The sequence below is a fragment of the Terrabacter sp. R4-6 genome (assembly GCF_057529065.1).
This window is the reverse complement of sequence record NZ_CP197224.1, coordinates 155,944-176,779: the sequence shown is the minus strand read 5'-3', so window position 1 is coordinate 176,779 and position 20,836 is coordinate 155,944. Positions and strand designations below refer to the sequence as shown.

The following is a 20,836-nucleotide window of genomic DNA, read 5'->3' as shown; positions in this document are numbered from 1 at the left end:
AGGCGAGGCAGACTGTGAGCATGCCGACTCCGACACCCTCCGAGTCTCGGGGGCACACCCCACCGGGGTGGCCGCCGGGCGTCCCGCCGGCGCACACCCCCGGCTGGGAGGACCGCGCCGTGCTGTGGCTGCTCGACCAGTGCCCACCGGACTACCGGGCGTATGCCGGGTGGCGGCGTCACCCGATCGCGCTCGCCTGGCTGGCCGGTCGGCACCTCGACGGGCAGGTGGTGGCCATGCGCGACGCGTGGCGCGAGGCTCGCGTCGCCATCGGGCCGCACGTGCCGGCCGACGCCCTCACCGAGATCCTCGGGCAGATCGAGGCCGAGGGGATCCGGCTGCTCGCCGCCTCGCGCTCGGCGCGGCTGCTGCACGAGGCTTTGCAGGGCAAGGTCTTCGCGCCCCGCCTCTGACGGGCGTCGGGGCGACCGTGTGGAGGTCGTGTGACGAGACCGACAGGGCCTCGTGCGCACGGTTGGGAGCCGCCGGACGTTGACCCGTAGACTCGATCGACCCACCCCAGGGGATCGAGACACCACCGAGAGGACGAGGCAGCGTGGCCCTGCTGGAGACGATCACGAGCCCCGCGGCGCTCAAGGCGCTGCCGGCGACCCAGCTGCCGGCGCTGGCGGAGGAGATCCGCACCTTCCTCGTCACCGAGGTCTCCAAGACCGGTGGACACCTCGGCCCCAACCTCGGGGTCGTCGAGCTGACGATCGCGCTGCACCGGGTCTTCGACTCCCCGCGCGACACCCTCGTCTTCGACACGGGCCACCAGTCCTACGTGCACAAGCTGCTGACGGGGCGTCACGACTTCAGCAAGCTGAAGAAGCAGGGCGGACTCTCGGGCTACCCGAGCCGCGCCGAGTCCGAGCACGACGTCGTCGAGAACTCGCACGCCTCGACCGCGCTCTCGTGGGCCGACGGCATCGCCAAGGGCCGCCGACTGTCGGGGGAGGCCGACCGGCACACCGTCGCCGTCATCGGTGACGGCGCGCTGACCGGCGGCATGGCGTGGGAGGCGATCAACAACATCGCCGTCGACAAGACGCTCCCGCTCGTCATCGTCGTCAACGACAACGAGCGCTCCTACGCCCCGACCATCGGCGGCCTCGCCGACCACCTCGCGACGCTGCGCACGACGCGCGGCTACGAGCGCTTCCTCGACTGGGGCAAGCGCTCGCTCGCCAAGACGCCCGTCGTCGGTGGCGCGATGTTCGAGACGCTGCACGGCGTCAAGAAGGGCATCAAGGACATCGTCGCGCCGCAGGGGATGTTCGAGGACCTCGGCCTCAAGTACATCGGTCCCGTCGACGGCCACGACGAGCAGGCGCTCGAGCGGGCGCTGGGCAAGGCCAAGGACTTCGGCGGCCCCGTCATCGTCCACGTCATCACCCAGAAGGGCCGCGGCTACCAGCCCGCCATCGACGACGAGGCCGACCAGTTCCACGGCGTCGGCAAGTTCAACCCCGAGACCGGGCTGCCGTTCGAGGTGTCCGGGCGCATCTGGACCGACGAGTTCAACGAGGAGATGGTGGCCATCGGGCGCGACCGTCCCGATGTCGTCGCCCTCACCGCCGCCATGCTCATCCCGGTCGGCCTCGACGGCTTCGCCGCCGCCTACCCCGACCGCGTCTTCGACGTCGGCATCGCCGAGCAGCACGCCGTCACGATGGCCTCCGGGCTCGCGTATGCCGGCCTGCACCCGGTCGTCGCCGTCTACGCGACCTTCCTCAACCGGGCCTTCGACCAGCTCCTCATGGACTGCGCGCTCCACCGGGCCGGCATCACCCTCATCCTCGACCGGGCCGGCGTCACGGGCAGCGACGGCGCCTCGCACAACGGCATGTGGGACATGACGCTCACCTCGATCGTGCCCGGCCTGCGCCTGGCCGCGCCCCGCGACGGCGAGCAGGTCAAGCTCCAACTGCGCGAGGCCGTCGACGTGTCCGACGGGCCGACCGTCATCCGCTTCCCCAAGGGCGACGTCGGTGACCCGCTGACCGCGGTGCGCTCGATCGGTGACGTCGACGTGCTCTTCGAGAACGCCGGCGACGAGGTCGACCTGCTCGTCGTCGGCGTCGGTGCCTTCGCCGGGATGGCCATCGAGGCGGGCGAGAAGATCGCCGCCCACGGACGCACCGTCCGCGTCGTCGACCCGAGGTGGGTGCTGCCCGTGAGCGACGACGTCGTCGCGCTCGCCCGCCGGGCGAATGCCGTGGCCGTCGTCGAGGACAACCTCGTCAGCGGCGGCGTCGGTGCGGCTGTCACGCTCGCGCTCCGCGAGGCGGACGTCGACGTGCCCGTGCACACCTACGGCATCCCCAAGCGTTTCCTCGACCACGCGTCGCGCGGGCAGATCCTCGAGGAGCTCGGCCTGACCGCCGACCAGGTCGTCGTCGACCTCGAGCCGAGGCTCTGACATGCAGCTCCGGGACGCAGCCGACGTGACCACCGCCCCCATCGCCGCCCTCGGACTCGTCGGTGGCTACGTCGTGGCCCGCGAGAGCGGCATCCGGCCCCTGGGTGGGGTCGTGCTCGGTGCGGCCGGCCTCTACGCCGGCCGCAGCTGGGTCGCCAAGGCCGGAGGAGCGGGCGCCGCGGGTCTCGCGGCGGTCTACCTTGGTGGTTTCGGCGCCTCGCACGTGCTCGCGAAGAAGATCGGCGCCTGGCCGTCGGTCCTCACCGTGGCCGCCGTCAGTGCTGCAGCGTCCTGGGTCGTCGCCGACCGCCGTCGCTGACGGCCCGACACCCGGGGCCGCCGACGAACGACCGTTGGTCGACTGCGCCGCGCGACACGCCGCACGACACGCCGCGACGTGGCTGCCACTGCGACCAACGGTCGTCGGTGTGCGCCGGTGTCGCGTCGCCGGGAGCTGCCTCAGAACTCGCTGCGCACTCGGCTGCGCTCGTCGACGACCCGGCGCTCGTCGTAGATGTGGCCCGCGCGCGCGGAGGCCCGCCACGGCCGAGCGAGGTCGAGGGCGCCGCGCAGCGCCGGGTCCCGGCGATCCAGCGCCGTGACGACCAGCCCCGGCTCGCTGCCCACGTCTCGGCGAACAGGTCGGAGAGGTTGATCTCGATGCAGATCGCCAGGCCGAAGCGGAAGCCGGTCAACGGGTGGGCAGAGCCGAGCACCACCCAGATCCCGAGCTCGCCGTCGAGTGCGGCGACGTCCTCGAGCTCTCGGCGGACCAGCGCCCAGTCGACGGTGTCCCACGAGGACACGTCCTCCACCGCGTACCCCGACAGGAAGCCCTCGGGGAAGTGGGCGAGCCGCGCACCCGCGGCCGCGGCCTCCCGGAGCATGCGGCGCACCTCGGCACCGTTCGCCCGGGGATCGGACGACGAGGTGGGCTGGCAGGTGGCGATGGCAAGACTCATTCGCGCATCCTGTCAGGTCCGGCTCTCGCCCCGGTGGGTGGCGGCGAGACACATGCCCGGACCGTGTTTGTGGTCTCCGGTCCCACCGCGGGCCGTTCGAGGCTGAACTACTTTCGCCGAAACGGTTGGGCGCAACGGATCTCGTTGCAGCAAAGGCGCGAGCGCCCGCCAGAGGTGGAGGACATCGGTGTCCAAGCGGTGGAGTCTCGCGCTCGCGAGCGCCATGATCACGCTGTCGGTCGCAGCCTGCGGCTCTCCCGGCCAGCCGGGTGCGCCGGCTGCCGACAACGGCACCGGGGCTGCCTCGGGCGGTGCCGGCGCCCCGTACAAGGTGGGACTCGTCTACTCGAAGTCGGGCCCGCTGGCCAGCTACGGCGAGCAGTACCGCCAGGGCCTCACGGCCGGCATCGACTACGCCACCAAGGGCACCGGTGCGGTCGCGGGCCACACGATCCAGATCACCGAGCAGGACGATGCCGGTGACCCGGCCAAGGCCGTGGCGTCGGCGACCGATCTCATCGGGCAGGGCAACACGATCATCGCGGGATCGACCTCGAGCGGCGTGGCCCTGCAGGTCGCACCGCTGGCCAAGGACAACAAGGTGCTCTTCATCTCGGGGCCGGCCGCCGCCGACGCCGTGACCGGCGCCAACCGCTACACCTTCCGGTCGGGTCGCCAGACCTACCAGGACGTCGCGACCGCGGGCACCATCCTCGGCGACGTCAAGGGCAAGAAGGTGACGGTGCTCGCCCAGGACAGCGCCTTCGGCAAGGCCAACATCGCCGCCGTCACGGCCATCCTCGGCGCCAAGGGCGCGACGGTGAGCGCCGTCGAGGTCCCCTCGGCCGCGACCGACCTGACCCCGTTCGCGACGAAGGTCAAGGGCGCCGCCCCCGACCTGCTCTTCGTGGCCTGGGCCGGTGCCAACGCGACAGCGATGTGGACCACCCTCGGCCAGCAGGGCGTCTTCGACTCCACGAAGGTCGTCACCGGGCTCGACATCAAGGCCACCCACGCGCTCTTCGGCGAGGTCGCGACGAAGATCAACTTCCTCTCGCACTTCTTCGAGGGCGCCGCGGACAACGCGGCCTACCAGGCACTCGACGCGGGCCTGAAGAAGCAGGGCGCGAGCGTCGACCTCTTCACCACCGACGGCTTCGTCGCGGGCCAGATGATCGTCCACGCGCTGGAGGCCGGTGGTGACGACGTCGAGAAGATGGTGACCTCCCTCGAGGGCTGGACGTTCGACGGGCCCAAGGGCTCGCTCGAGATCCGCGCGGAGGACCACGCGCTCCTGCAGCCGATGTTCACGGCGACCCTGAAGAAGGACGGCAGCAACGTCGTGCCGCAGCTCGTCGACACGCTCGACGCGGCCACCGTCGCACCACCCGTCACCCCCTTCAAGTGATCGGACACCCCCCGTCGTGATCAGCGCAGAGGCCGTCGGCTGGAAGGTCGGTGGCGCCCAGATCCTCGACGACGTCTCCCTGACCGTTGGGGCCGGTGAGCTGCTCGGCATCATCGGCCCCAACGGCGCGGGCAAGTCGTCGCTCGTCAACATCCTCAGCGGGGTGACCAAGCCGTCCGCCGGCCGGATCACGCTGCAGGACAAGGACGTCACCGGGGCGAGCGCCACGCGGCGCGCGCGCCTGGGGCTGGCGCGCTCCTTCCAGACGTCGGCGCTCTTCGACGGCCTGACGGCAGGGGAGAACGTCCGTCTCGCCATCCAGGCCTCTGGCTCGGCGGCGTTCTCACCCTTCCGCGCCGCCGGGTCGGCGTCGTCAGGAGCCATCGAGACCCTCCTCACCCGGGTGCGTATGCCGGGTCGCGCGCCCACGCTCGCCCGTGACCTCTCGCACGGCGACCGTCGCAAGCTCGAGCTCGCGATGGCGCTCGCCTCCGAGCCCGCGGTGCTCCTCCTCGACGAGCCGATGGCGGGGGTGTCCGCCGAGGACGTCGACGGCCTGAGCGAGATCATCGGCGAGGTCCGCGACTCGGGAGTCGCCGTCGCGATGGTCGAGCACCACATGCACGTCGTGCTCGGACTCGCCGACCGCGTCGCCGTCCTGCACCACGGGCAGCTGCTCGCCGTCGGCGCCCCGACCGCGGTGACCGCCGACGAGCGTGTCCAGCAGGCCTATCTGGGAGAAGCGCTGTGACCGAACGCAACCCGTCCGCACCCGAGTCGTCGCCGCCAGCTCCCGTGCTGACGCTCGAGGACGTCCACGTCCGCTACGGCGGGTCCCACATCCTCCAGGGCGTGTCGTTCGACGTGCCCGACACCGGTGTCACGGCGCTGCTCGGCCGCAACGGCGTGGGCAAGACGACGACCCTGAGGTCGATCATCGGACTCGCCCCGCGCAGCGGCCGGATCCTGCTCGAGGGCAGGGAGATCCAGGGCCAGACCACGGCCCGCATCGTCCGTGGCGGCATCGGCTACGTCCCCGAGGACCGGGAGGTCTTCGGCGGCCTCACCGTCGAGGAGAACCTGCGCCTCGTCGACCCCGACCGTGGCGTGGACGCGCCCGTCGTGGCCCGGCTCTTCCCGGACCTCGTGACCCGGCGTGGCCAGCGTGCCGGCACGCTCTCGGGTGGTCAGCAGCAGATGGTGTCCTTGGCACGGGTGCTGCTCCGCGAGAACGCCCTCCTGCTCGTCGACGAACCCACGAAGGGGCTCGCTCCCAAGCTCGTCACCGAGGTGGCGGACGTGCTCGCCGAGGTGGCCAGAACCACCCCGATCCTGCTCGTCGAGCAGAACCTCCCGCTCGTGCGCCGCATCGCAGACCGGGTCGTCGTCCTGGACGCCGGGTCAGTCGTGCACCGCGGTGCCGCCGCCGACCTCGTCGCGGACGCGGACCTGACGCGCGAGCTGCTCGGGGTCTCGATGCGACGGGAGGGCGCGGCATGAGCGACCTCGTCCTGCTCCTCGTCACGGGCCTCGGCCTCGGCGCGCTCTACTTCATCGCCGCGAGCGGGCTCAGCCTCATCTACGGGCTCATGGGCGTGCTCAACTTCGCCCACGGCGTCTTCATGACGGCCGGGGCGTACGCCGCGTGGCTGACCATGGGTGCCCTGCCGGCCGCGTGGCCCGTGGCCGCCCGCCTCGGGGTCGGCATCCTTGGGGCGGTGGCCGTCGGAGTCGTGGTCGGGCTCGTCGTCGAGGTCGTGCTCATCCGGCCCCTCTACCGCCACCACATCCAGCAGGTCCTCGTCACGGTCGGCCTCTCGCTGGCGGGCGTGGCTGCTGCACAGGGGATCTGGGGTGCCGACCCTCGTCCGGTCGACAAGCCGCTGTGGATGAGCGGGACGACCGACGTCCTCGGCGCGCGGCTGCCCAACGACCGCTTCGTCTACGTGCTCGTCGCCCTCGCGCTCTTCGCCGGGCTGCTCGCGCTGCTCCACCTGACCCGCCTCGGCCTCGTGATCCGGGCCGGCGTCGAGAACCGGACGATGGTCGAGGCGCTCGGCATCAACGTGCAGCGGACCTTCACCACCGTCTTCGCCCTCGGCGGCGCCGCGGCAGGTCTCGCCGGGGTGCTCTACTCGCAGTACGCCGGGGCCGTCTCACCCGCGCAGGGCGGCTCGCTGCTCATCTTCGCCTTCATCGTCGTCGTCATCGGCGGCATGGGGTCGCTCACGGGCACCGCGGTCGCAGCCGTCGTCGTCGGGCTCGTCCAGCAGCTCGCCAACTACTACGCGGCGAGCGGGGTCGGCGACCTGTCGGTCGTGCTGCTCCTCGCGCTCGTGCTCCTGCTGCGACCGACCTCCCTGAAGGGAGCGACGGCATGACGTCGCCCACGGACCACCTGACGCACCAGCACCCGCCCTCGGTGTCACCGGACGGCGAGGACGAGGCGACGGGGACGCCGCCCTCGGCGTCGCGAGAGGGGCGCCACGTCGCGCGCCGCCTGCTGCGGGCACTGCCCGTCGTCCTCGGCCTGGCCGTGCTCGGCTACCTGCCCTACCTCCCGGTCGAGCTGCCGGGCATCCTGCCGGGGCGGGTCAACGGGCCCGGCGCGATGCAGCTGCTCGCGACCTGCCTCGTCGTCGGGGGCATCGCCCTGAGCTATGACGTCCTCTTCGGCCGCACGGGGCTGCTCAGCTTCGGGCACGCCCTCTTCGTCGCGTCCGGCAGCTACCTGCTGACGGTCTCGCTCTCGACGTGGGCTCTGCCGCTGCCGGTCGCGGTGCTCGTCGCGCTGGCCCTGTCCACCCTGCTCGCCCTCGTCGTGGGTGGCATCGCCCTGCGCGTCGGCGGTATCGCGTTCGCCATGGTGACCCTGGCGTTCGCCCAGGCCGCCTCGATCATCGTCATGCGCAACCCGGGCGGTGTGACCGGCGGCGAGGAGGGACGTCCGCTCGACCGCGACGCCGTGCCGGACCTGCTCGTCGGCGTGGCCAACGCGCCCTACCGGTACTGGTTGGCGCTGGGCTTCGTCGTCGTGGCCTGGGTCGTCGTGACGCTCCTCGTGCGGTCGCGAGCCGGGCACGCGATGGCGGCCGTGCGCGAGAACGAGCAGCGTGCGTCCGTCATCGGCTTCGGGACCTACCGCGTCAAGCTCCTCGCCATCGTCGTCGGCTCGTTCCTCGGCGCCCTCGGTGGGGTCGTCCACGCCCTCGTGCTCGGCGGCTCGAACCCGTACCTGACCACGTCGGAGTTCACCCTCTCGCTCCTCGTCATGGTCGTCCTCGGCGGCGCCGGCAGCCGCTGGGGTGCCCTCCTCGGCGGCGTGCTCTACACCTACGCCGACGCCCGGCTCGTCGAGGTGAGCAACGCCGCGTTCCTGCAGGACCTGCCCGTCGTCGTCCGCCAGGTGCTGTCGCAGCCCCTCTTCATCCTCGGCGTCTTCTTCGTCGTCGTGGTCTACTTCGCTCCGTCGGGCCTCACCGGGCTCGGCGGCAGACTGATCAGGAGGTCAGGGTCCAGATGAGCACCACACCGTCCGCGTTCGTCATCGAGCTGCCCGAGGGCAGCCTCGCCATCCACGACCTCAGCCTCGGCACCCCTCCTCCCGAGGCGCCCGTCGTGCTCGCCGTCCACGGCATCACCGCCAACGGCCTGTCGTGGCGCCGGGTCGCCGACGAGGTCGGCCGGCGCCACGGGCCCGGCGGTGTCCGCTTCCTGGCGCCGGACCTGCGCGGACGCGGTGACAGCCGGTCGGCCCCCGGACCCTACGGTCTCGGCACGCACGTGGACGACCTCACCTCCATCGCCACCGTGTTCGGCTCGGCCCCGGTGCTCGTCGGCCACTCCATGGGCGCCTTCGTCGCGGCCCTCGCCGCAGCCCGGCACCCCGAGCGGTTCCCGGCGGCCGTGCTCGTCGACGGCGGCCTCGCCTTCCCGGTGCCCGACGACCTCGACGTCGACGCCGCCCTCCAGTCGGTGATCGGGCCGGCCATGGACCGGTTGACGATGCGCTTCGCCGACCCCACGGCATACCTCGACTTCTGGTCGGGGCACCCCGCCCTCGGGCCGGTGCTGCACGGGCCGGGTGGCGACGCCGCCCGGGCCTACATCGAGCACGACCTCGTGCAGGACCCCGCGGACGGGCAGTGGCGCAGCACGTGCGTGCTCGAGGCCGTGCGCGCCGACGGCGCCGACGTCATGGCCGACCGGGAGACGCACGCGGGTCTCGCGACCGCGGTCGGGCAGGGTGTCCGGGCCGAGCTCGTGTGGGCCGAGCGGGGGCTGCTCGACGAGCCCCAGGGGCTCTACGACGAGTCACGGCTGGCGGCCCTGCAGCTGCCGGACGGTGTGCGGACGACCCGTGTCGATGCCAACCACTACGACGTCATCCTCGGCGACCGCGGCGTCGCGGCGGTCGCCGACGCCGTCGACCGTCTCCTCGTCGGCTGACCGCGAGAGCCGGGAGTTTCACCGTCTGCGGGTGATGTCCCGACCCCGCGCGGCGGCTGATCCTGCCGTCATGACCGGGACCCACGTCAACGCAGACACCTTCGCCCGCGCGGAGACCGACCGGATGTTCACCGCGCTCGCGAGGGACGCCGGTGGCGTCAACCGCCTCAACCACTCACGGGTGCCCACGCCGCTCGGTCACCAGCCGGTGATCCGGATGAACCGGGACACGCTCTACAGCTCGGCCATCGTCGATATCACCGGCGGCGCCGTCCTGACGCTCCCCGACGCCGGCGACCGCTACCTCTCGGCGATGGTCGTCGACCGCGACCACTACGTCGATGCCGTGTTCCACGACCCGGGCCCGCACGAGCTCACGACGGACCGGTTCGACACCGACTTCGTGTGCGTCGCGATCCGGACGCTCGTCGACCCGGCCGACCCCGCCGACGTCGCCGCGGTCAACGCCGTCCAGGACGCCATCGACCTCTCCGCCCGCTCGGCGCGCCCGTTCACGGCGCCGGACCACGACCAGGACTCCCTGGACCGGACGCGGTCGGCGCTGCTGGAGCTGGCCAAGGGCTACCCGGGGTTCGACCGCGCGTTCGGCGCACGGCAGGACGTCGACCCGGTGCGCCACCTCATCGGCACCGCTGCCGGCTGGGGTGGTCTCCCGTCCGAGGAGGCGACCTACGTCAACGTCGACCCCGGACTGCCCGTGGGGGAGTACCGGCTGACGGTGCGCGACGTCCCCGTGGACGGCTTCTGGTCCGTCAGCGTCTACAACGGCGACGGCTACTTCGACGACGACGGAAGCCGCGTCAGCCTCAACAACCTGACGGCAGAGCGAGATCCGGACGGCTCCGTGACAGTGCACCTCGGCGGGTGTGGCGACGGCCGACCCAACTGCCTCGGCATCAAGGAGGGGTGGAACTACCTCGTGCGCCTCTACCGCCCGCGGGCCGAGGTCCTCGACGGCACGTGGACGTTCCCGGAGGTCTTACCGGTCCGGTGACCCGTCCCGTCGACCCTTCTGCCGACCGGACCGCTGACGGACCGCTGACGGACCGCTGACGGACGCTGACGGACGCTGACGGACCGCCGACGGGGACGGCGGCGGTCAGGCCGGGGCCTGCAACGACCGCAGGCGCAGCGCGATCTGCAGCTCGAGCGCGTGGTCGGGGTGCTGCCACGACTCCCCGAGCAGGGCCGCGATGCGTTCGAGCCGCTGCGAGACGGTGTTGACGTGCACGTGGAGCGTGCCCGCAGCGTGCCGTGGGCTGCCGCCCGCGGCGAAGTATGCCGCCAACGTCCCGACGAGGTCGGTGCCGCGCCGGTCGTCGTAGTCGAGGACGGGCCCGAGCAGCTTGCGGACGTACTCGTCGACGTCGGGTGCGGAGCCCACGATGAGCCCGGCGAAGCCGAGCTGCGTCGCTGCGGCGCCCTTGCCCCGGTGGCCGAGGGCGATGAGCGCGCCCACGGTGCGATGGCCCTCCTCGTGCGCCTCGCTGATCCCGTCGACGTCGGTGACGGGACCGACGCCGGCCACGGTGACGCACGTGCGCTTGCCGATGCGGGCGGCCACGGCGCGGGCCAGACCGTCCGGGTCGGTGCCTGGCACGAGAGCGATGACGTCGCCGTCGTGAGAGCCGACGAGCGAGGCCTCGCCGGTCGCGGCGCTGGCGGAGATGAGCAGGGCCCGGTGTCCGGTCGGCTCGTCGCCGCGGAGCACGAGCAGGCAGAAGGGCCGCTGCGGGTCGAAGCCCACGGCGCGCGACAGCGCGAGGCGCTCCTCGCGGGAACCGCGCGCGCTGACGAGGTCGCTGACGAGCCGGTTGCGGGCTGACTGCCGGGCGTCGGCAGCCTGGCGTTCGAAGAGCAGGACGAGAGCCGTGACGACGCCGGCACGCTCGACGGTGCGCTGGTCCGAGTCGCTGAGCGTCAGGCCCCCGACGTAGATCGTGCCGAGCCGCTCGCGAGCCGCGGTGACGGCGACGGCGTACACGCCGTCCCGCTCGACGAGTCGACCGGCGGCGAGGCCGGGGAGGGCGTTGAGCGCGGCGAACGGGTCACCTCCCGCGGGTTCGTGCTCGGGCGCCGGGCCGGAGGAGCTGTGGCGGTGGCCGTTCTCGTCGACGAGCACGGCCCACCCGCCGAGCAGCTCGGCGAGGGCGTGCGTGATGTCGTCCACGCCACCGCCGCCGAGCACGAGGGAGGCGAAGCGGTCGTGGGCGGCTGCTGCCTTCTCGACGCCCTCGGCATACTGCCGGACCGTCTCGTGGGCGTCCGACAGCGCGGCCAGGGCGTTCTCGGCATCGGCGAGGGCGCGCGTCTGCACGAGGGTCACCGCGGCCAGGGTGGCGAGGTTGCCGAGGAGGCCGACCTCCTCGCGCGTGAACGGGCGTGAGGACCGGTTGGCGGCGAAGAGCACGCCGACGAAGTGCTTCTCGACGATGAGCGGCGTGCCGCAGATCGCGATGATGCCCTCCTCGCCCACGGCGCCGTCGATGGCGTTCGTGTGGCGGAAGCGCTCGTCGGCCCAGTAGTCGGCGGTCCAGTAGGGCTTGTGCGTCGAGGCGACGAGACCTCCGAGGCCGGCGCCGAGGGCGAGACGTACGGACTGGAACGCCGCCGAGACGGACCCGTCGGTGGCCCGCATGAACGTGTCGCCGGCCTCGGGGTCGTAGAGCGTGAGGTAGGCGAGGTCGGTGCCGACGAGACGGCGGGCGCGGCGGACGATCGCGTCGAGCACGGAGCCGGGGTCGCTCTCGGTCGCGAGCTCACGGGCCGTGTCGAGCAGGGCGGCGAGGCCGGCCTCGCGGTGCTGGTGCACCTCGCGGGCGCTCGTGATGCGCAGCGCCAGGTCCCGGGCCTCCGCCGGCGCGTCGGCTGCCGCGATCTCGCCGACCGGGGCGTCCGCGGCCAGCAGCTCGAGCAGGTGGATGACCTGCTCGGCCGTCGACGTCTCGCTACGGGTGGCCACGGGCAGATCCTAGGCGGGTCGGGACGGGGTGGGCGGGGAGGCGTCGTCAGTGGGCGGTCCAGCCGCCGTCCATCGAGAAGGACGTGCCGCTGATCGAGCCGGAGGCCGGTCCGCAGAGGAAGAGCGTCAGTGCGGCGACCTCGTCGGGCTCGACGAGTCGCTTGACGGCCACGGGCTCGAGCATGATGCGTTCGACGACCTCGGACTCGGGGATGCCGTGGGTGCGGGCCTGGTCGGCGATCTGCTTCTCCACGAGGGGGGTGCGGACGTAGGCCGGGTTGATGCACGTCGACGTGACGCCGTGCGCGGCACCCTCGAGGGCGACGACCTTCGAGAGGCCCTCGAGCCCGTGCTTGGCCGTGACGTAGGCCGCCTTGAAGGCGCTGGCGCGCAGGCCGTGGACGCTCGAGATGTTGACGACCCGGCCCCACCCGCGGTCGTACATGTGGGGGAGGCTCTGCCGGATCAGCCGGAAGGGCGAGGTGAGCATGAGGTCGAGGATGAAGTCGAAGCGGTCGAGCGGGAAGTCCTCGATGGGGCTCACGTGCTGGATGCCGGCGTTGTTGACGAGGATGTCGACCTCGGTCGGCAGGTCGGCGAGCGCGTCGAGGTCCGCGAGGTCCGCCGCGATGGTCGCGACGCCCGACCCCTCGGCGAGGGCGGCGAGGCCCGCCTCGTCCCGGTCGACGGCGTGCACCTTGGCGCCGGCGGCCGCGAGAGCCCGGGCGACGCTCGCCCCGATGCCGCTGGCGGCGCCGGTGACGAGGGCCGTGCGCCCGGTCAGGTCGATGGGTTCGTTGACCGCCAGGGAGCCGCGCTGGAGGCGGTCCGGGGCGTCGTCGCGTGCGTCGTTGCGGGCGTCGGCCATGCGGGAAGACTAGGTAGGGGCGTCCGGGCCACCTGTGTGGTGGACGAACACAAAACGTCCCAACCCATGTGGAGACGCGTCACGTCCCGAGTACGGCCGGACGGGTCGAGACGGGCCGGGACCTTCGGCTCTGGCGGCGGCGGTGCCGACGCGCGGACGCTGAAGAGGTGCAGACCGTGGCCAGGACGAACCGGGGATCGGTCCGCGGCGCCGTCACCGACGGGATCCACACCTTCCTCGGCATTCCGTATGCCGCCCCGCCCGTGGGTGCCGACCGGCTGAGACCACCGCGACCCCATGCGTCGTGGGACGGCGTGCGCGACGCGACCCGCCCCGGAGCGGAGCCACCGCAGGTCGCGCCCCCGCGCACCGGCGGCCCCGTCGCCGGAGCCGCGGAGGACTGGGACCAGATCGGCGAGGCGTTCGGGGCGGTCGTGCGCGGGGACCCGTCGACCGAATGCCTCAACCTCAACATCTGGACGCCGGATCCGGGGGCAGCGGGTCTGCCGGTGATGGTGTGGATCCAGGGCGGGATGTTCGAGCTGAGCTCGACCGCGGCGTACGACGGGACCGCCTTCGCCCGGGACGGCGTCGTCTGCGTCGTCCTCGACTGGCGGCCCGGGGCCGAGGGATTCCTCTACCTCGACGACGAGATCGCCGACCTCGGCCTCCTCGACCAGGTGGCGGCTCTCGAGTGGGTCCGTGACAACGTCGCCGCCTTCGGGGGCGACCCGGGCAACGTCACCGTGTTCGGGGAGTCGGCCGGCGCGATGAGCATCGGCTGCCTGCTCGCCATGCCGCGTGCTGCCGGCCTGTTCCGCCGGGCGATCCTGCAGAGCGGCGCCGGGCACCACGTGAGCGAGCCCGAGGACGCCCTGCGCATCGCCCACGACCTCGCCCACCGGCTCGGCGTCCCTCCCGTCCGGGACGCGATTGCCGGGGCCGGCGTCGCGCGGCTGCTGGCAGCGCAAGCCGAGCAGAAGCAGGACCTGCTCGCCCACCCGGACCCGGAGCGCTGGGGCCCGGCGCTGGTGACGAGCACGATGCCGTGGCAGCCCGTCGTCGACGGAGTGGTGCTCCCTGCACCACCGATCGACCTGATCGCCGCGGGCTCGGCTCGCGACGTCGACGTCGTCGTCGGCACCAACACCGAGGACTGGCGGCTCTGGCTCCTGGTGAGCGGCGCATTCGCCGGGATCACGGACGAGGTGCTGACCGGCGTCGTGCGCGCCCACGGGTACCAGTGTCTCGAGGCGTATGGACTCGAGGCGCAGGCCGCGCTGCGGGCCTACCGGGAGCGCTACCCGCATGCAGTCCCGGGTGACCTGCTGGCTGCGGTCCAGACCGACTGGTGGATGCGGATCCCCGCCATCCGGCTCGCCGACGCGCACGTCCGACGCGCCCGCGTCGGAACCGGCACGTACATGTACGAGTTCGCCTGGGCGGCGCCGGGACTCGGAGCGGTCCACGCGCTCGAGGTCCCCTTCGTCTTCGACACGGCGCGGCCGGACGCGCCGCTCTTCGGACCGCTGCTCGGACCGAACCCGCCGCAGGAGCTGGCGCGGACGATGCACTCGGCGTGGATCTCGTTCGCGACGACCGGTGACCCGGGCTGGCCCGCCTACGAACGCGAGGGACGCGCCACGATGCGGTTCGACACCACGTCGTCGGTCGTGCACGACCCCCGGACCTGGGAGCGTGCCTTCTGGGAGGACCTCCGGTGACCGCGGGCCGAGGCCCCGACCCGGGCTACGTGGTCGAGCGGGTCCCTCGTGACCGCCGCCCGGTGCTCGACCGGTTGGCGGGAGCCGGCCGACGGTTCCAGGTGCACGCGCTCGTCGAGCTCGACGTGAGCGAAGCCCGAGCCAGGATCCGCACGGCGCCGGAGCCGGTGACCTGGACCGCCTTCGTCGTCGCCAGCGTGGCCCGGGCCGTGGCGGCGCACCCGGAGCTCAACGCCCGGTTGTCGGGCAGCCGGGTCATCACCTTCGACCGCGTCGACATCGGCGCAACGGTGGAGCGGTCGGGGGAGGGCCGGCCCGTGCTCGACATCGTGGTCGTGCGGGGCGCGGACCGGCTGGACTGCGGCGAGATCACGCGGATGCTGCACGAGGCCAAGACGGGACCGGCCCTGGAGCATCCAGCGCGAGGACTCGTCGCCCTGGTGGTGCGCCTGCCCGGTCCGCTCCGGCGCACGGCGGTCCGGCTGGTGGCGAGGCGGCCGGCCGTGTCGGCCACCTTCGGCCCGGCGGTCGGAGTGACGTCGATCGGGATGTTCACCCACGGGTGGGGTTGGGCGATCCCGTTGGCACCGCTCACCATCATCGCCACGGTCGGCGCCGTGGTCGAGAGGCCCGTCGTCGTCGACGGCGTCGTCGTGGCCAGACCCATGCTGCCGCTCACCCTGAGCTTCGACCACGCGGTGGTCGACGGTGCGCCCGCGGCCCGGTTCGTCGAGACGTTGCGTGACCTGGTCGAGACGGCGGCCGCCCTGCACGAGCCGGCCGCCGGCCCCTCCTGGGACCCGGGTCAGATGTCGCGGAAGACCTCGATCGTCGCGCCGAGGGCGTTGAGGCGCTCGGCGAGGTCCTCGTAGCCGCGGTTGATGACGTAGACGTTGCGCAGCACCGACGTGCCCGGTGCGGCGAGCATCGCGAGGAGCACGACGACGCCGGGACGCAGGGCCGGCGGGCACACGACCTCGGCCGCGCGCCAGCGGGTCGGGCCCTCGACGATGACACGGTGCGGGTCGAGCAGCTGCACCTTGGCGCCGACCTTCGTCAGCTCGGTGAGGTAGATCGCGCGGTTCTCGTAGACCCAGTCGTGGATCATCGTGCTGCCCTCGGCGACGGCGCCGATGAGCGCGAAGAACGGCAGGTTGTCGATGTTGAGGCCCGGGAAGGGCATCGGGTGGATCTTGTCGATCGGTGCATGGAGCGGACCGGGGATCGTCGTGAGGTCGACGAGGCGCGTCTTGCCGTTGGCCGAGGTGTACTCCGGCGTGAGGTCGTACTTCATCCCCATGCCGTCGAGGGTGGCGAGCTCGATCTCGATGAACTCGATCGGCACCCGGCGGATCGTGATGGAGCTGTCGGTGACGACGGCGGCGGCGATGAGGCTCATCGCCTCGATGGGGTCCTCGCTGGGGGAGTACTCGACGTCGACGTCGATCTCGGCGACGCCGTGGACCGTCAGGGTCGTCGTGCCGATGCCGTCGATGCGGACACCGAGCTTCTCGAGGAAGAAGCAGAGGTCCTGGACCATGTAGTTGGGGCTCGCGTTGCGGATCACCGTGGTGCCCGGGTGGCGCGCGGCGGCCATGAGGACGTTCTCCGTCACGGTGTCGCCGCGCTCGGTGAGCACGATGGCCCGCTCCGGTCCGACGGAGCGGTCGGACCGCGCCTCGTAGAAGCCGTGGGTCGCGGTGACCTCGAGACCGAACGACCGCAGCGCGGCCATGTGGGGCTCTACGGTGCGCGTGCCGAGGTCGCAGCCACCGGCGTACGGCAGCTGGAAGGACTCGTGCTCGTGGAGCAGCGGGCCGAGGAACATGATGACGGTGCGCGTGCGGCGTGCGGCCGCGACGTCGATGTCGTCGAGGTTGAGCACGGCCGGCGGGATGATCTCGAGGTCGCTGCTGTTGGGCAGCCACCGGGTCTTCACGCCGATGGAGGCGAGCACCTCGAGGATGCGGTTGACCTCCTCGATGCGGGCCAGGTTGCGCAGGGTGGTGCGTCCGCGGTTGAGCAGGGCGGCGCAGAGGAGGGCGACGGCGGCGTTCTTGGACGTCTTGACGTCGATCGAGCCGGTGAGCTTCTGTCCGCCGACGATGCGCAGGTGCTGCGGTCCGGAGTGCCCGAGCGAGACGAACTCCGAGTCGAGCGCGTCGCCGATCTTGGCGAGCATGTCGAGGCTGAGGTTCTGCTTGCCCTGCTCGATGCGGGTCACGGCGCCCTGGGAGGTCCCAAGGAGCTCTGCGAGGTCCGACTGGGTCATCCCCTTGTGGCGTCGCGCGTCGCGGATGAGTCCGCCGATCCGGGTCAGGTAGGTCTGAGGCACGACGACGAGGCTAACTCATATATGAGTTACGGCAAATCCCGTCACGTCGAAAGGCCACGAACCGGGAGCGCTGCTCGACGCGAGCGCCCGCTGAGCCCGGTTCGTGGCCTTTCGACGGTGGGAGGTGGATCGGTCAGGCAGGGGTCCTGGCGTTGGCCACGCCGTCGGGCAGGAAGCGCGATCCGGTGACGGCCTCTGCCACGCCGGTCCGGTCGAGGAGCGGCGTGATGCCACCGTTCCAGAACTGGAAGCCCGCGCCGGTGATCATCGCGAGGTCGATGTCCATCGGCGCCTGCGCGACACCCTCGTCGAGCATGCGTCGCGCCTCGTCGGCCAGGACCGTGAGCACGCGCTGGCGCACCTGGGGGAGGTCGAGGACGACCGGCTCGGCCGGCTTCTCGATGAGCTCGGCGACCTCGGGGTCGAGGACCGGGCGACCCGAGCTGAGGTCGTAGAAGCCGCGCTTGCCGGCCGCGACGATCCGCTGCAGCGTCGGGGACGCGTAGAAGCGGTCGGGGAAGGCGCGCACGAGCGTCTCGCCGTTGTGCAGTGCGATGGCCGGCCCCACGAGCCCGATGAGGACGAACGGCGGCATCGGGGCGAGACCAGCGAAGGCGCGGTCGACGACCTCGATCGGCGTGCCCTCGTCGAGGATCTTCGCGGCCTCGCCCATGAACCGCCCGAGCAGTCGGTTGACGATGAACGACGGCCGGTCCGCGGCCAGGATGCAGGTCTTCTTGAGCGCCTTGCCGACGGCGAATGCCGTTGCGAGAGTGGGGTCGTCGGTGCGCTCGCCCGGGATGATCTCGAGCAGGGGCATGACCGCCACCGGGTTGAAGAAGTGGAAGCCGACGACCCGCTCCGGGTGCTCGAGCGTCCCGGCCATCTCGGCGATCGACAGGCTCGAGGTGTTCGTCGCGAGCACGCACTCGGCCGAGACGACGGCCTCGACCTCGGCGAAGACCTGCTGCTTGACCGACATCTCCTCGAAGACCGCCTCGATGACGAAGTCGGCGTCGGCGAAGCCGTCCTTGCTCGTCGACCCGCTGACGAGCGCCTTGTAGCGGTTCAGCCTGTCGGGGTTCAGCCGACCCTTGCCGGCGAGCTTGTCGAGCTCGGCGTGGACGTAGCCGACGCCCTTGGCGACGCGGTCGTCGTCGATGTCGGTGAGCACGACCGGCACCTGGAGGCGCTGGATGAAGAGCAGCGCGAGCTGGCTGGCCATGAGGCCGGCGCCGACGATGCCGACCTTCGTGACCGTGCGTGCGAGCGCCTTGTCCGGGGCTCCGGCGGGACGCTTGGCGCGCTTCTGCACGAGGTCGAAGGCGTAGAGCCCGGCGCGCAGCTCGTCGCTCATGAGCAGGTCGGCGAGCACCTCGTCCTCGGCGGCGAAGCCCTCCTCGCGCGTCGCGGTGCGAGCGGCGGCGAGCAGGTCGAGGGCGGCATACGGGCTCGTGGCCTGGCGGCCCGTCTTGACGTCGGCGAGGCCCTTGGCCTTGGCGATGGCGGCGCTCCACGCCGCCTCGTCGCGATCGACCTCGGGGCGCTCGACGGTCACCTCACCGGACAGCACGCGGGCCGCCCAGGCGATCGACTCCTCGATGAAGTCCGCAGGCTCGAGCAGCGCGTCGGCCATCCCGAGCCTGTAGGCGTCGACGCCCTTGAGCATGCGGTTCTGGCTCAGCGGGTTGTCGATGACGACGGTGATCGCCTTCTCGATGCCGACGAGGTTGGGCAGCATCCAGCAGCCGCCCCAGCCGGGCACGAGGCCGAGGAAGACCTCGGGCAGGGCGACGGCCGGGACGCCCGCGCTCATCGTGCGGTAGGTCGCCGACAGCGCCAGCTCGACACCGCCGCCCATGGCGGCGCCGTTGACGAAGGCGAAGGTCGGGACCGGCAGGTCGGAGAAGGCTGCGTATGCCGCGTGGCCGGCCCGGGCGATCTCGAGCGCCTGGTCGCGCGACCCGATGAACGGCACGCCGGTGAGGTCGGCGCCGACGGCGAAGATGAACGGCTTGCCGGTGACGGCGACGGCGACGATCTCGCCCGCCTCGGCGCGCTCACGCAGGCGCTCGACGGTGGCCGCGAGACCGGCGATCGACTGCGGGCCGAAGGTGTTGGGCTTGGTGTGGTCGAAGCCGTTGTCGAGGGTGATGAGCGCGAGGGTGCCGCCGCCACCCGGGAGGGCGATGTCGTGCACGGGGGTTCGCGTCACGACCTCGGAGGCGAAGTCGCTTGCGGCCGTGGGCTTCTCTGTGGTGGTGGCGCTCACTTGGCCATCTCCTCTGCGGTCGTGCTGGTCGTCGAGGACTCGTAGGCCTCGTGGTGCGGGTTCTCCCAGATGACGGCGCCGCCCATGCCGATGCCGATGCACATGGCAGTCAGGCCGTAGCGGACCTCCGGGTGCTCCTCGAACTGGCGCGAGAGCTGGGTCATGAGGCGCACGCCGGAGCTCGCCAGCGGGTGCCCGGTGGCGATGGCACCGCCGTACTCGTTGACGCGCGGGTCGTCGTCGGCGATGCCGAAGTGGTCGAGGAAGGCGAGCACCTGGACGGCGAACGCCTCGTTGAGCTCGAAGAGGCCGATGTCGCCGATGGTGAGGCGCGCCTTGGCGAGGGCCTTCTCCGTGGCCGGCACGGGCCCGACGCCCATGACCTCGGGCTCGACGCCGACGAAGGAGAACGACACGAGGCGCATCCGCACCGGCAGGCCGAGCTCGGTCGCAGCCGTCTCGGAGGCGAGCAGGCACGCGGTCGCGCCGTCGTTGAGGCCGGCGGCGTTGCCCGCGGTGACGTTGCCGTGCGCACGGAAGGGCGTCTTGAGCTGGCCGAGGTCGTCGACGGTCGTGCCGGGACGCGGCGGCTCGTCGGCGGTCGCGAGACCCCAGCCCTGCTCGACGTGACGGGTGGCGACGGTGACGAGATCGCGCTGGATCTTGCCGTCGGCGTACGCCTGGGCGAGCTTGTCCTGGCTGCCGACGGCGAAGGCGTCGGACCGCTGCTTCGTCAGCTGCGGGAAGCGGTCGTGGAGGTTCTCGGCGGTCTTGCCCATGACGAGCGCGTCGGGGTCGACGATCTTCTCGGAGACGATGCGCGGGTTGGGGTCGACGCCCTCACCCATGGGGTGGCGGCCCATGTGCTCGACGCCGCCGGCGATGGCGATGTCGTAGGCGCCGAAGGCGATCGAGCTCGCCGTGTTGGTCACGGCGGTCATCGCGCCGGCGCACATCCGGTCGACGGAGTAGCCGGGCGTCGTGTTGGGCAGGCCCGAGAGAAGCGCCGCGGTGCGGCCGAGGGTGAGGCCCTGGTCGCCGATCTGGGTGGTCGCGGCGATGGCGACCTCCTCGACCTTGTCCTTGGGCAGGTTCGGGTTGCGGTGGAGCAGCTCACGGATGCACCGGATGACGAGGTCGTCGGCGCGGGTCTGGGCGTACATGCCCTTGTCTCCGGCCTTGCCGAACGGCGTCCGGACGCCGTCGACGAAGACGACCTCATTGAGTGCGCGGGGCACGGTGCCTCCCAGTGGATCGAGGGTGATCGCGGTGGATCGGGGTCGGTGGGCCGGCGATGACGCCGGCGTCGGGCCGCGGGGGAGCGCGACCTCCTCGATACTACTTCTCGGTAACTTCGGGGCCAACGGGCCCACGGGTGACCATCCTCACCACGGCTCGCGAGGGAGGGACACG

General features: G+C 72.0%; 18 protein-coding genes. 12 read left to right on the top strand and 6 right to left on the bottom strand.

Annotated features, from left to right (window positions below):
• Nucleotides 1-20 precede the first annotated feature (20 nt).
• From ACSSS0_RS00835 to ACSSS0_RS00825, 3 genes are all read left to right on the top strand, one after another.
• Nucleotides 21-413 carry a hypothetical protein gene (locus tag ACSSS0_RS00835; RefSeq protein ID WP_435985825.1) on the top strand — a complete coding sequence of 131 codons (393 nt, stop codon included), beginning with the start codon at nt 21-23 and terminating at the stop codon, nt 411-413.
• 143 nt (nt 414-556) lie between these two features.
• Nucleotides 557-2,422: a 1-deoxy-D-xylulose-5-phosphate synthase gene (gene dxs, locus ACSSS0_RS00830; RefSeq protein WP_487229698.1), complete on the top strand. Its 1,866-nt coding sequence runs from the start codon at nt 557-559 to the stop codon at nt 2,420-2,422.
• Nucleotide 2,423: 1 nt separating this feature from the next.
• Complete coding sequence (locus ACSSS0_RS00825; RefSeq protein WP_487229697.1) at nt 2,424-2,741, top strand: hypothetical protein; 318 nt, start codon at nt 2,424-2,426, stop codon at nt 2,739-2,741.
• Here the strand turns inward: ACSSS0_RS00825 and ACSSS0_RS00820 are convergent.
• Nucleotides 2,698-3,384, bottom strand: a complete 687-nt coding sequence (locus ACSSS0_RS00820) for a nitrilase-related carbon-nitrogen hydrolase (protein ID WP_487229696.1) — start codon at nt 3,382-3,384, stop codon at nt 2,698-2,700. The genes ACSSS0_RS00825 and ACSSS0_RS00820 overlap by 44 nt on opposite strands.
• A 187-nt stretch (nt 3,385-3,571) precedes the next feature.
• On the opposite strand from ACSSS0_RS00820, the gene ACSSS0_RS00815 reads away from it, so the two are divergent.
• The 7 genes from ACSSS0_RS00815 (at nt 3,572) to ACSSS0_RS00785 (ending at nt 10,256) form a co-directional block, all read left to right on the top strand.
• The gene (locus tag ACSSS0_RS00815; protein ID WP_435985829.1) at nt 3,572-4,792 is read left to right on the top strand and encodes a substrate-binding domain-containing protein; all 1,221 of its coding nucleotides are present in this window, start codon (nt 3,572-3,574) and stop codon (nt 4,790-4,792) included.
• A 16-nt stretch (nt 4,793-4,808) separates the two neighbouring features.
• A complete protein-coding gene (locus ACSSS0_RS00810) occupies nt 4,809-5,543 on the top strand; it encodes an ABC transporter ATP-binding protein (RefSeq protein WP_487229695.1) in 735 nt (244 codons plus the stop codon).
• Nucleotides 5,540-6,292 (top strand): ABC transporter ATP-binding protein, encoded by a 753-nt coding sequence (locus tag ACSSS0_RS00805; protein WP_487229694.1) that lies wholly within the window; start codon nt 5,540-5,542, stop codon nt 6,290-6,292. The genes ACSSS0_RS00810 and ACSSS0_RS00805 overlap by 4 nt, the downstream gene beginning before the upstream one ends.
• The gene (locus ACSSS0_RS00800; RefSeq protein ID WP_487229693.1) at nt 6,289-7,173 is read left to right on the top strand and encodes a branched-chain amino acid ABC transporter permease; all 885 of its coding nucleotides are present in this window, start codon (nt 6,289-6,291) and stop codon (nt 7,171-7,173) included. Before ACSSS0_RS00805 ends, ACSSS0_RS00800 begins: the two co-directional genes overlap by 4 nt.
• A complete protein-coding gene (locus ACSSS0_RS00795; RefSeq protein ID WP_487229692.1) occupies nt 7,170-8,315 on the top strand; it encodes a branched-chain amino acid ABC transporter permease in 1,146 nt (381 codons plus the stop codon). The genes ACSSS0_RS00800 and ACSSS0_RS00795 overlap by 4 nt, the downstream gene beginning before the upstream one ends.
• On the top strand, nt 8,312-9,241 hold the full coding sequence (locus tag ACSSS0_RS00790; protein ID WP_487229691.1) for an alpha/beta fold hydrolase: 930 nt from the start codon (nt 8,312-8,314) through the stop codon (nt 9,239-9,241). The genes ACSSS0_RS00795 and ACSSS0_RS00790 overlap by 4 nt, the downstream gene beginning before the upstream one ends.
• A 70-nt stretch (nt 9,242-9,311) precedes the next feature.
• Nucleotides 9,312-10,256, top strand: coding sequence for a DUF1254 domain-containing protein (locus ACSSS0_RS00785; RefSeq protein ID WP_487229690.1), 945 nt, complete (start codon nt 9,312-9,314; stop codon nt 10,254-10,256).
• A gap of 105 nt (nt 10,257-10,361) precedes the next feature.
• On the opposite strand, the gene ACSSS0_RS00780 is transcribed toward ACSSS0_RS00785, so the two are convergent.
• Nucleotides 10,362-12,224 carry a helix-turn-helix domain-containing protein gene (locus ACSSS0_RS00780; RefSeq protein ID WP_487229689.1) on the bottom strand — a complete coding sequence of 621 codons (1,863 nt, stop codon included), beginning with the start codon at nt 12,222-12,224 and terminating at the stop codon, nt 10,362-10,364.
• Nucleotides 12,225-12,270: 46 nt separating this feature from the next.
• Nucleotides 12,271-13,092 carry a 3-hydroxybutyrate dehydrogenase gene (locus ACSSS0_RS00775; protein ID WP_487229688.1) on the bottom strand — a complete coding sequence of 274 codons (822 nt, stop codon included), beginning with the start codon at nt 13,090-13,092 and terminating at the stop codon, nt 12,271-12,273.
• Nucleotides 13,093-13,268: 176 nt separating this feature from the next.
• Between ACSSS0_RS00775 and ACSSS0_RS00770 the strand changes: the two genes are divergently transcribed.
• Together ACSSS0_RS00770 and ACSSS0_RS00765 are read left to right on the top strand one after the other, a co-directional pair.
• Nucleotides 13,269-14,816, top strand: a complete 1,548-nt coding sequence (locus ACSSS0_RS00770) for a carboxylesterase/lipase family protein (protein WP_487229687.1) — start codon at nt 13,269-13,271, stop codon at nt 14,814-14,816.
• Nucleotides 14,813-15,688, top strand: a complete 876-nt coding sequence (locus ACSSS0_RS00765; RefSeq protein ID WP_487229686.1) for a 2-oxo acid dehydrogenase subunit E2 — start codon at nt 14,813-14,815, stop codon at nt 15,686-15,688. The genes ACSSS0_RS00770 and ACSSS0_RS00765 overlap by 4 nt, the downstream gene beginning before the upstream one ends.
• Here ACSSS0_RS00765 and ACSSS0_RS00760 read toward each other — a convergent pair.
• The 3 genes from ACSSS0_RS00760 to ACSSS0_RS00750 form a co-directional block, all read right to left on the bottom strand.
• A complete protein-coding gene (locus tag ACSSS0_RS00760; RefSeq protein WP_487229685.1) occupies nt 15,622-17,151 on the bottom strand; it encodes a helix-turn-helix domain-containing protein in 1,530 nt (509 codons plus the stop codon). The two genes, ACSSS0_RS00765 and ACSSS0_RS00760, sit on opposite strands and share 67 nt — an antisense overlap.
• Nucleotides 17,152-17,284: 133 nt before the next feature.
• Nucleotides 17,285-19,423 (bottom strand): 3-hydroxyacyl-CoA dehydrogenase NAD-binding domain-containing protein, encoded by a 2,139-nt coding sequence (locus ACSSS0_RS00755; RefSeq protein WP_487229684.1) that lies wholly within the window; start codon nt 19,421-19,423, stop codon nt 17,285-17,287.
• Complete coding sequence (locus ACSSS0_RS00750; protein WP_487229683.1) at nt 19,420-20,661, bottom strand: thiolase family protein; 1,242 nt, start codon at nt 20,659-20,661, stop codon at nt 19,420-19,422. The genes ACSSS0_RS00755 and ACSSS0_RS00750 overlap by 4 nt, the downstream gene beginning before the upstream one ends.
• Between the last annotated feature and the right edge of the window lie 175 nt (nt 20,662-20,836).

What these genes read in the sequence shown, in the direction of transcription:
- ACSSS0_RS00835 (WP_435985825.1), top strand. Translation starts at nt 21, where the DNA reads ATGCCGACTCCGACACCCTCCGAGTCTCGGGGGCACACCCCACCGGGG.
- ACSSS0_RS00825 (WP_487229697.1), top strand. Translation starts at nt 2,424, where the DNA reads ATGCAGCTCCGGGACGCAGCCGACGTGACCACCGCCCCCATCGCCGCC.
- ACSSS0_RS00820 (WP_487229696.1), bottom strand. Translation starts at nt 3,384, where the DNA reads ATGAGTCTTGCCATCGCCACCTGCCAGCCCACCTCGTCGTCCGATCCC.
- ACSSS0_RS00800 (WP_487229693.1), top strand. Translation starts at nt 6,289, where the DNA reads ATGAGCGACCTCGTCCTGCTCCTCGTCACGGGCCTCGGCCTCGGCGCG.
- ACSSS0_RS00795 (WP_487229692.1), top strand. Translation starts at nt 7,170, where the DNA reads ATGACGTCGCCCACGGACCACCTGACGCACCAGCACCCGCCCTCGGTG.
- ACSSS0_RS00790 (WP_487229691.1), top strand. Translation starts at nt 8,312, where the DNA reads ATGAGCACCACACCGTCCGCGTTCGTCATCGAGCTGCCCGAGGGCAGC.
- ACSSS0_RS00785 (WP_487229690.1), top strand. Translation starts at nt 9,312, where the DNA reads ATGACCGGGACCCACGTCAACGCAGACACCTTCGCCCGCGCGGAGACC.
- ACSSS0_RS00775 (WP_487229688.1), bottom strand. Translation starts at nt 13,092, where the DNA reads ATGGCCGACGCCCGCAACGACGCACGCGACGACGCCCCGGACCGCCTC.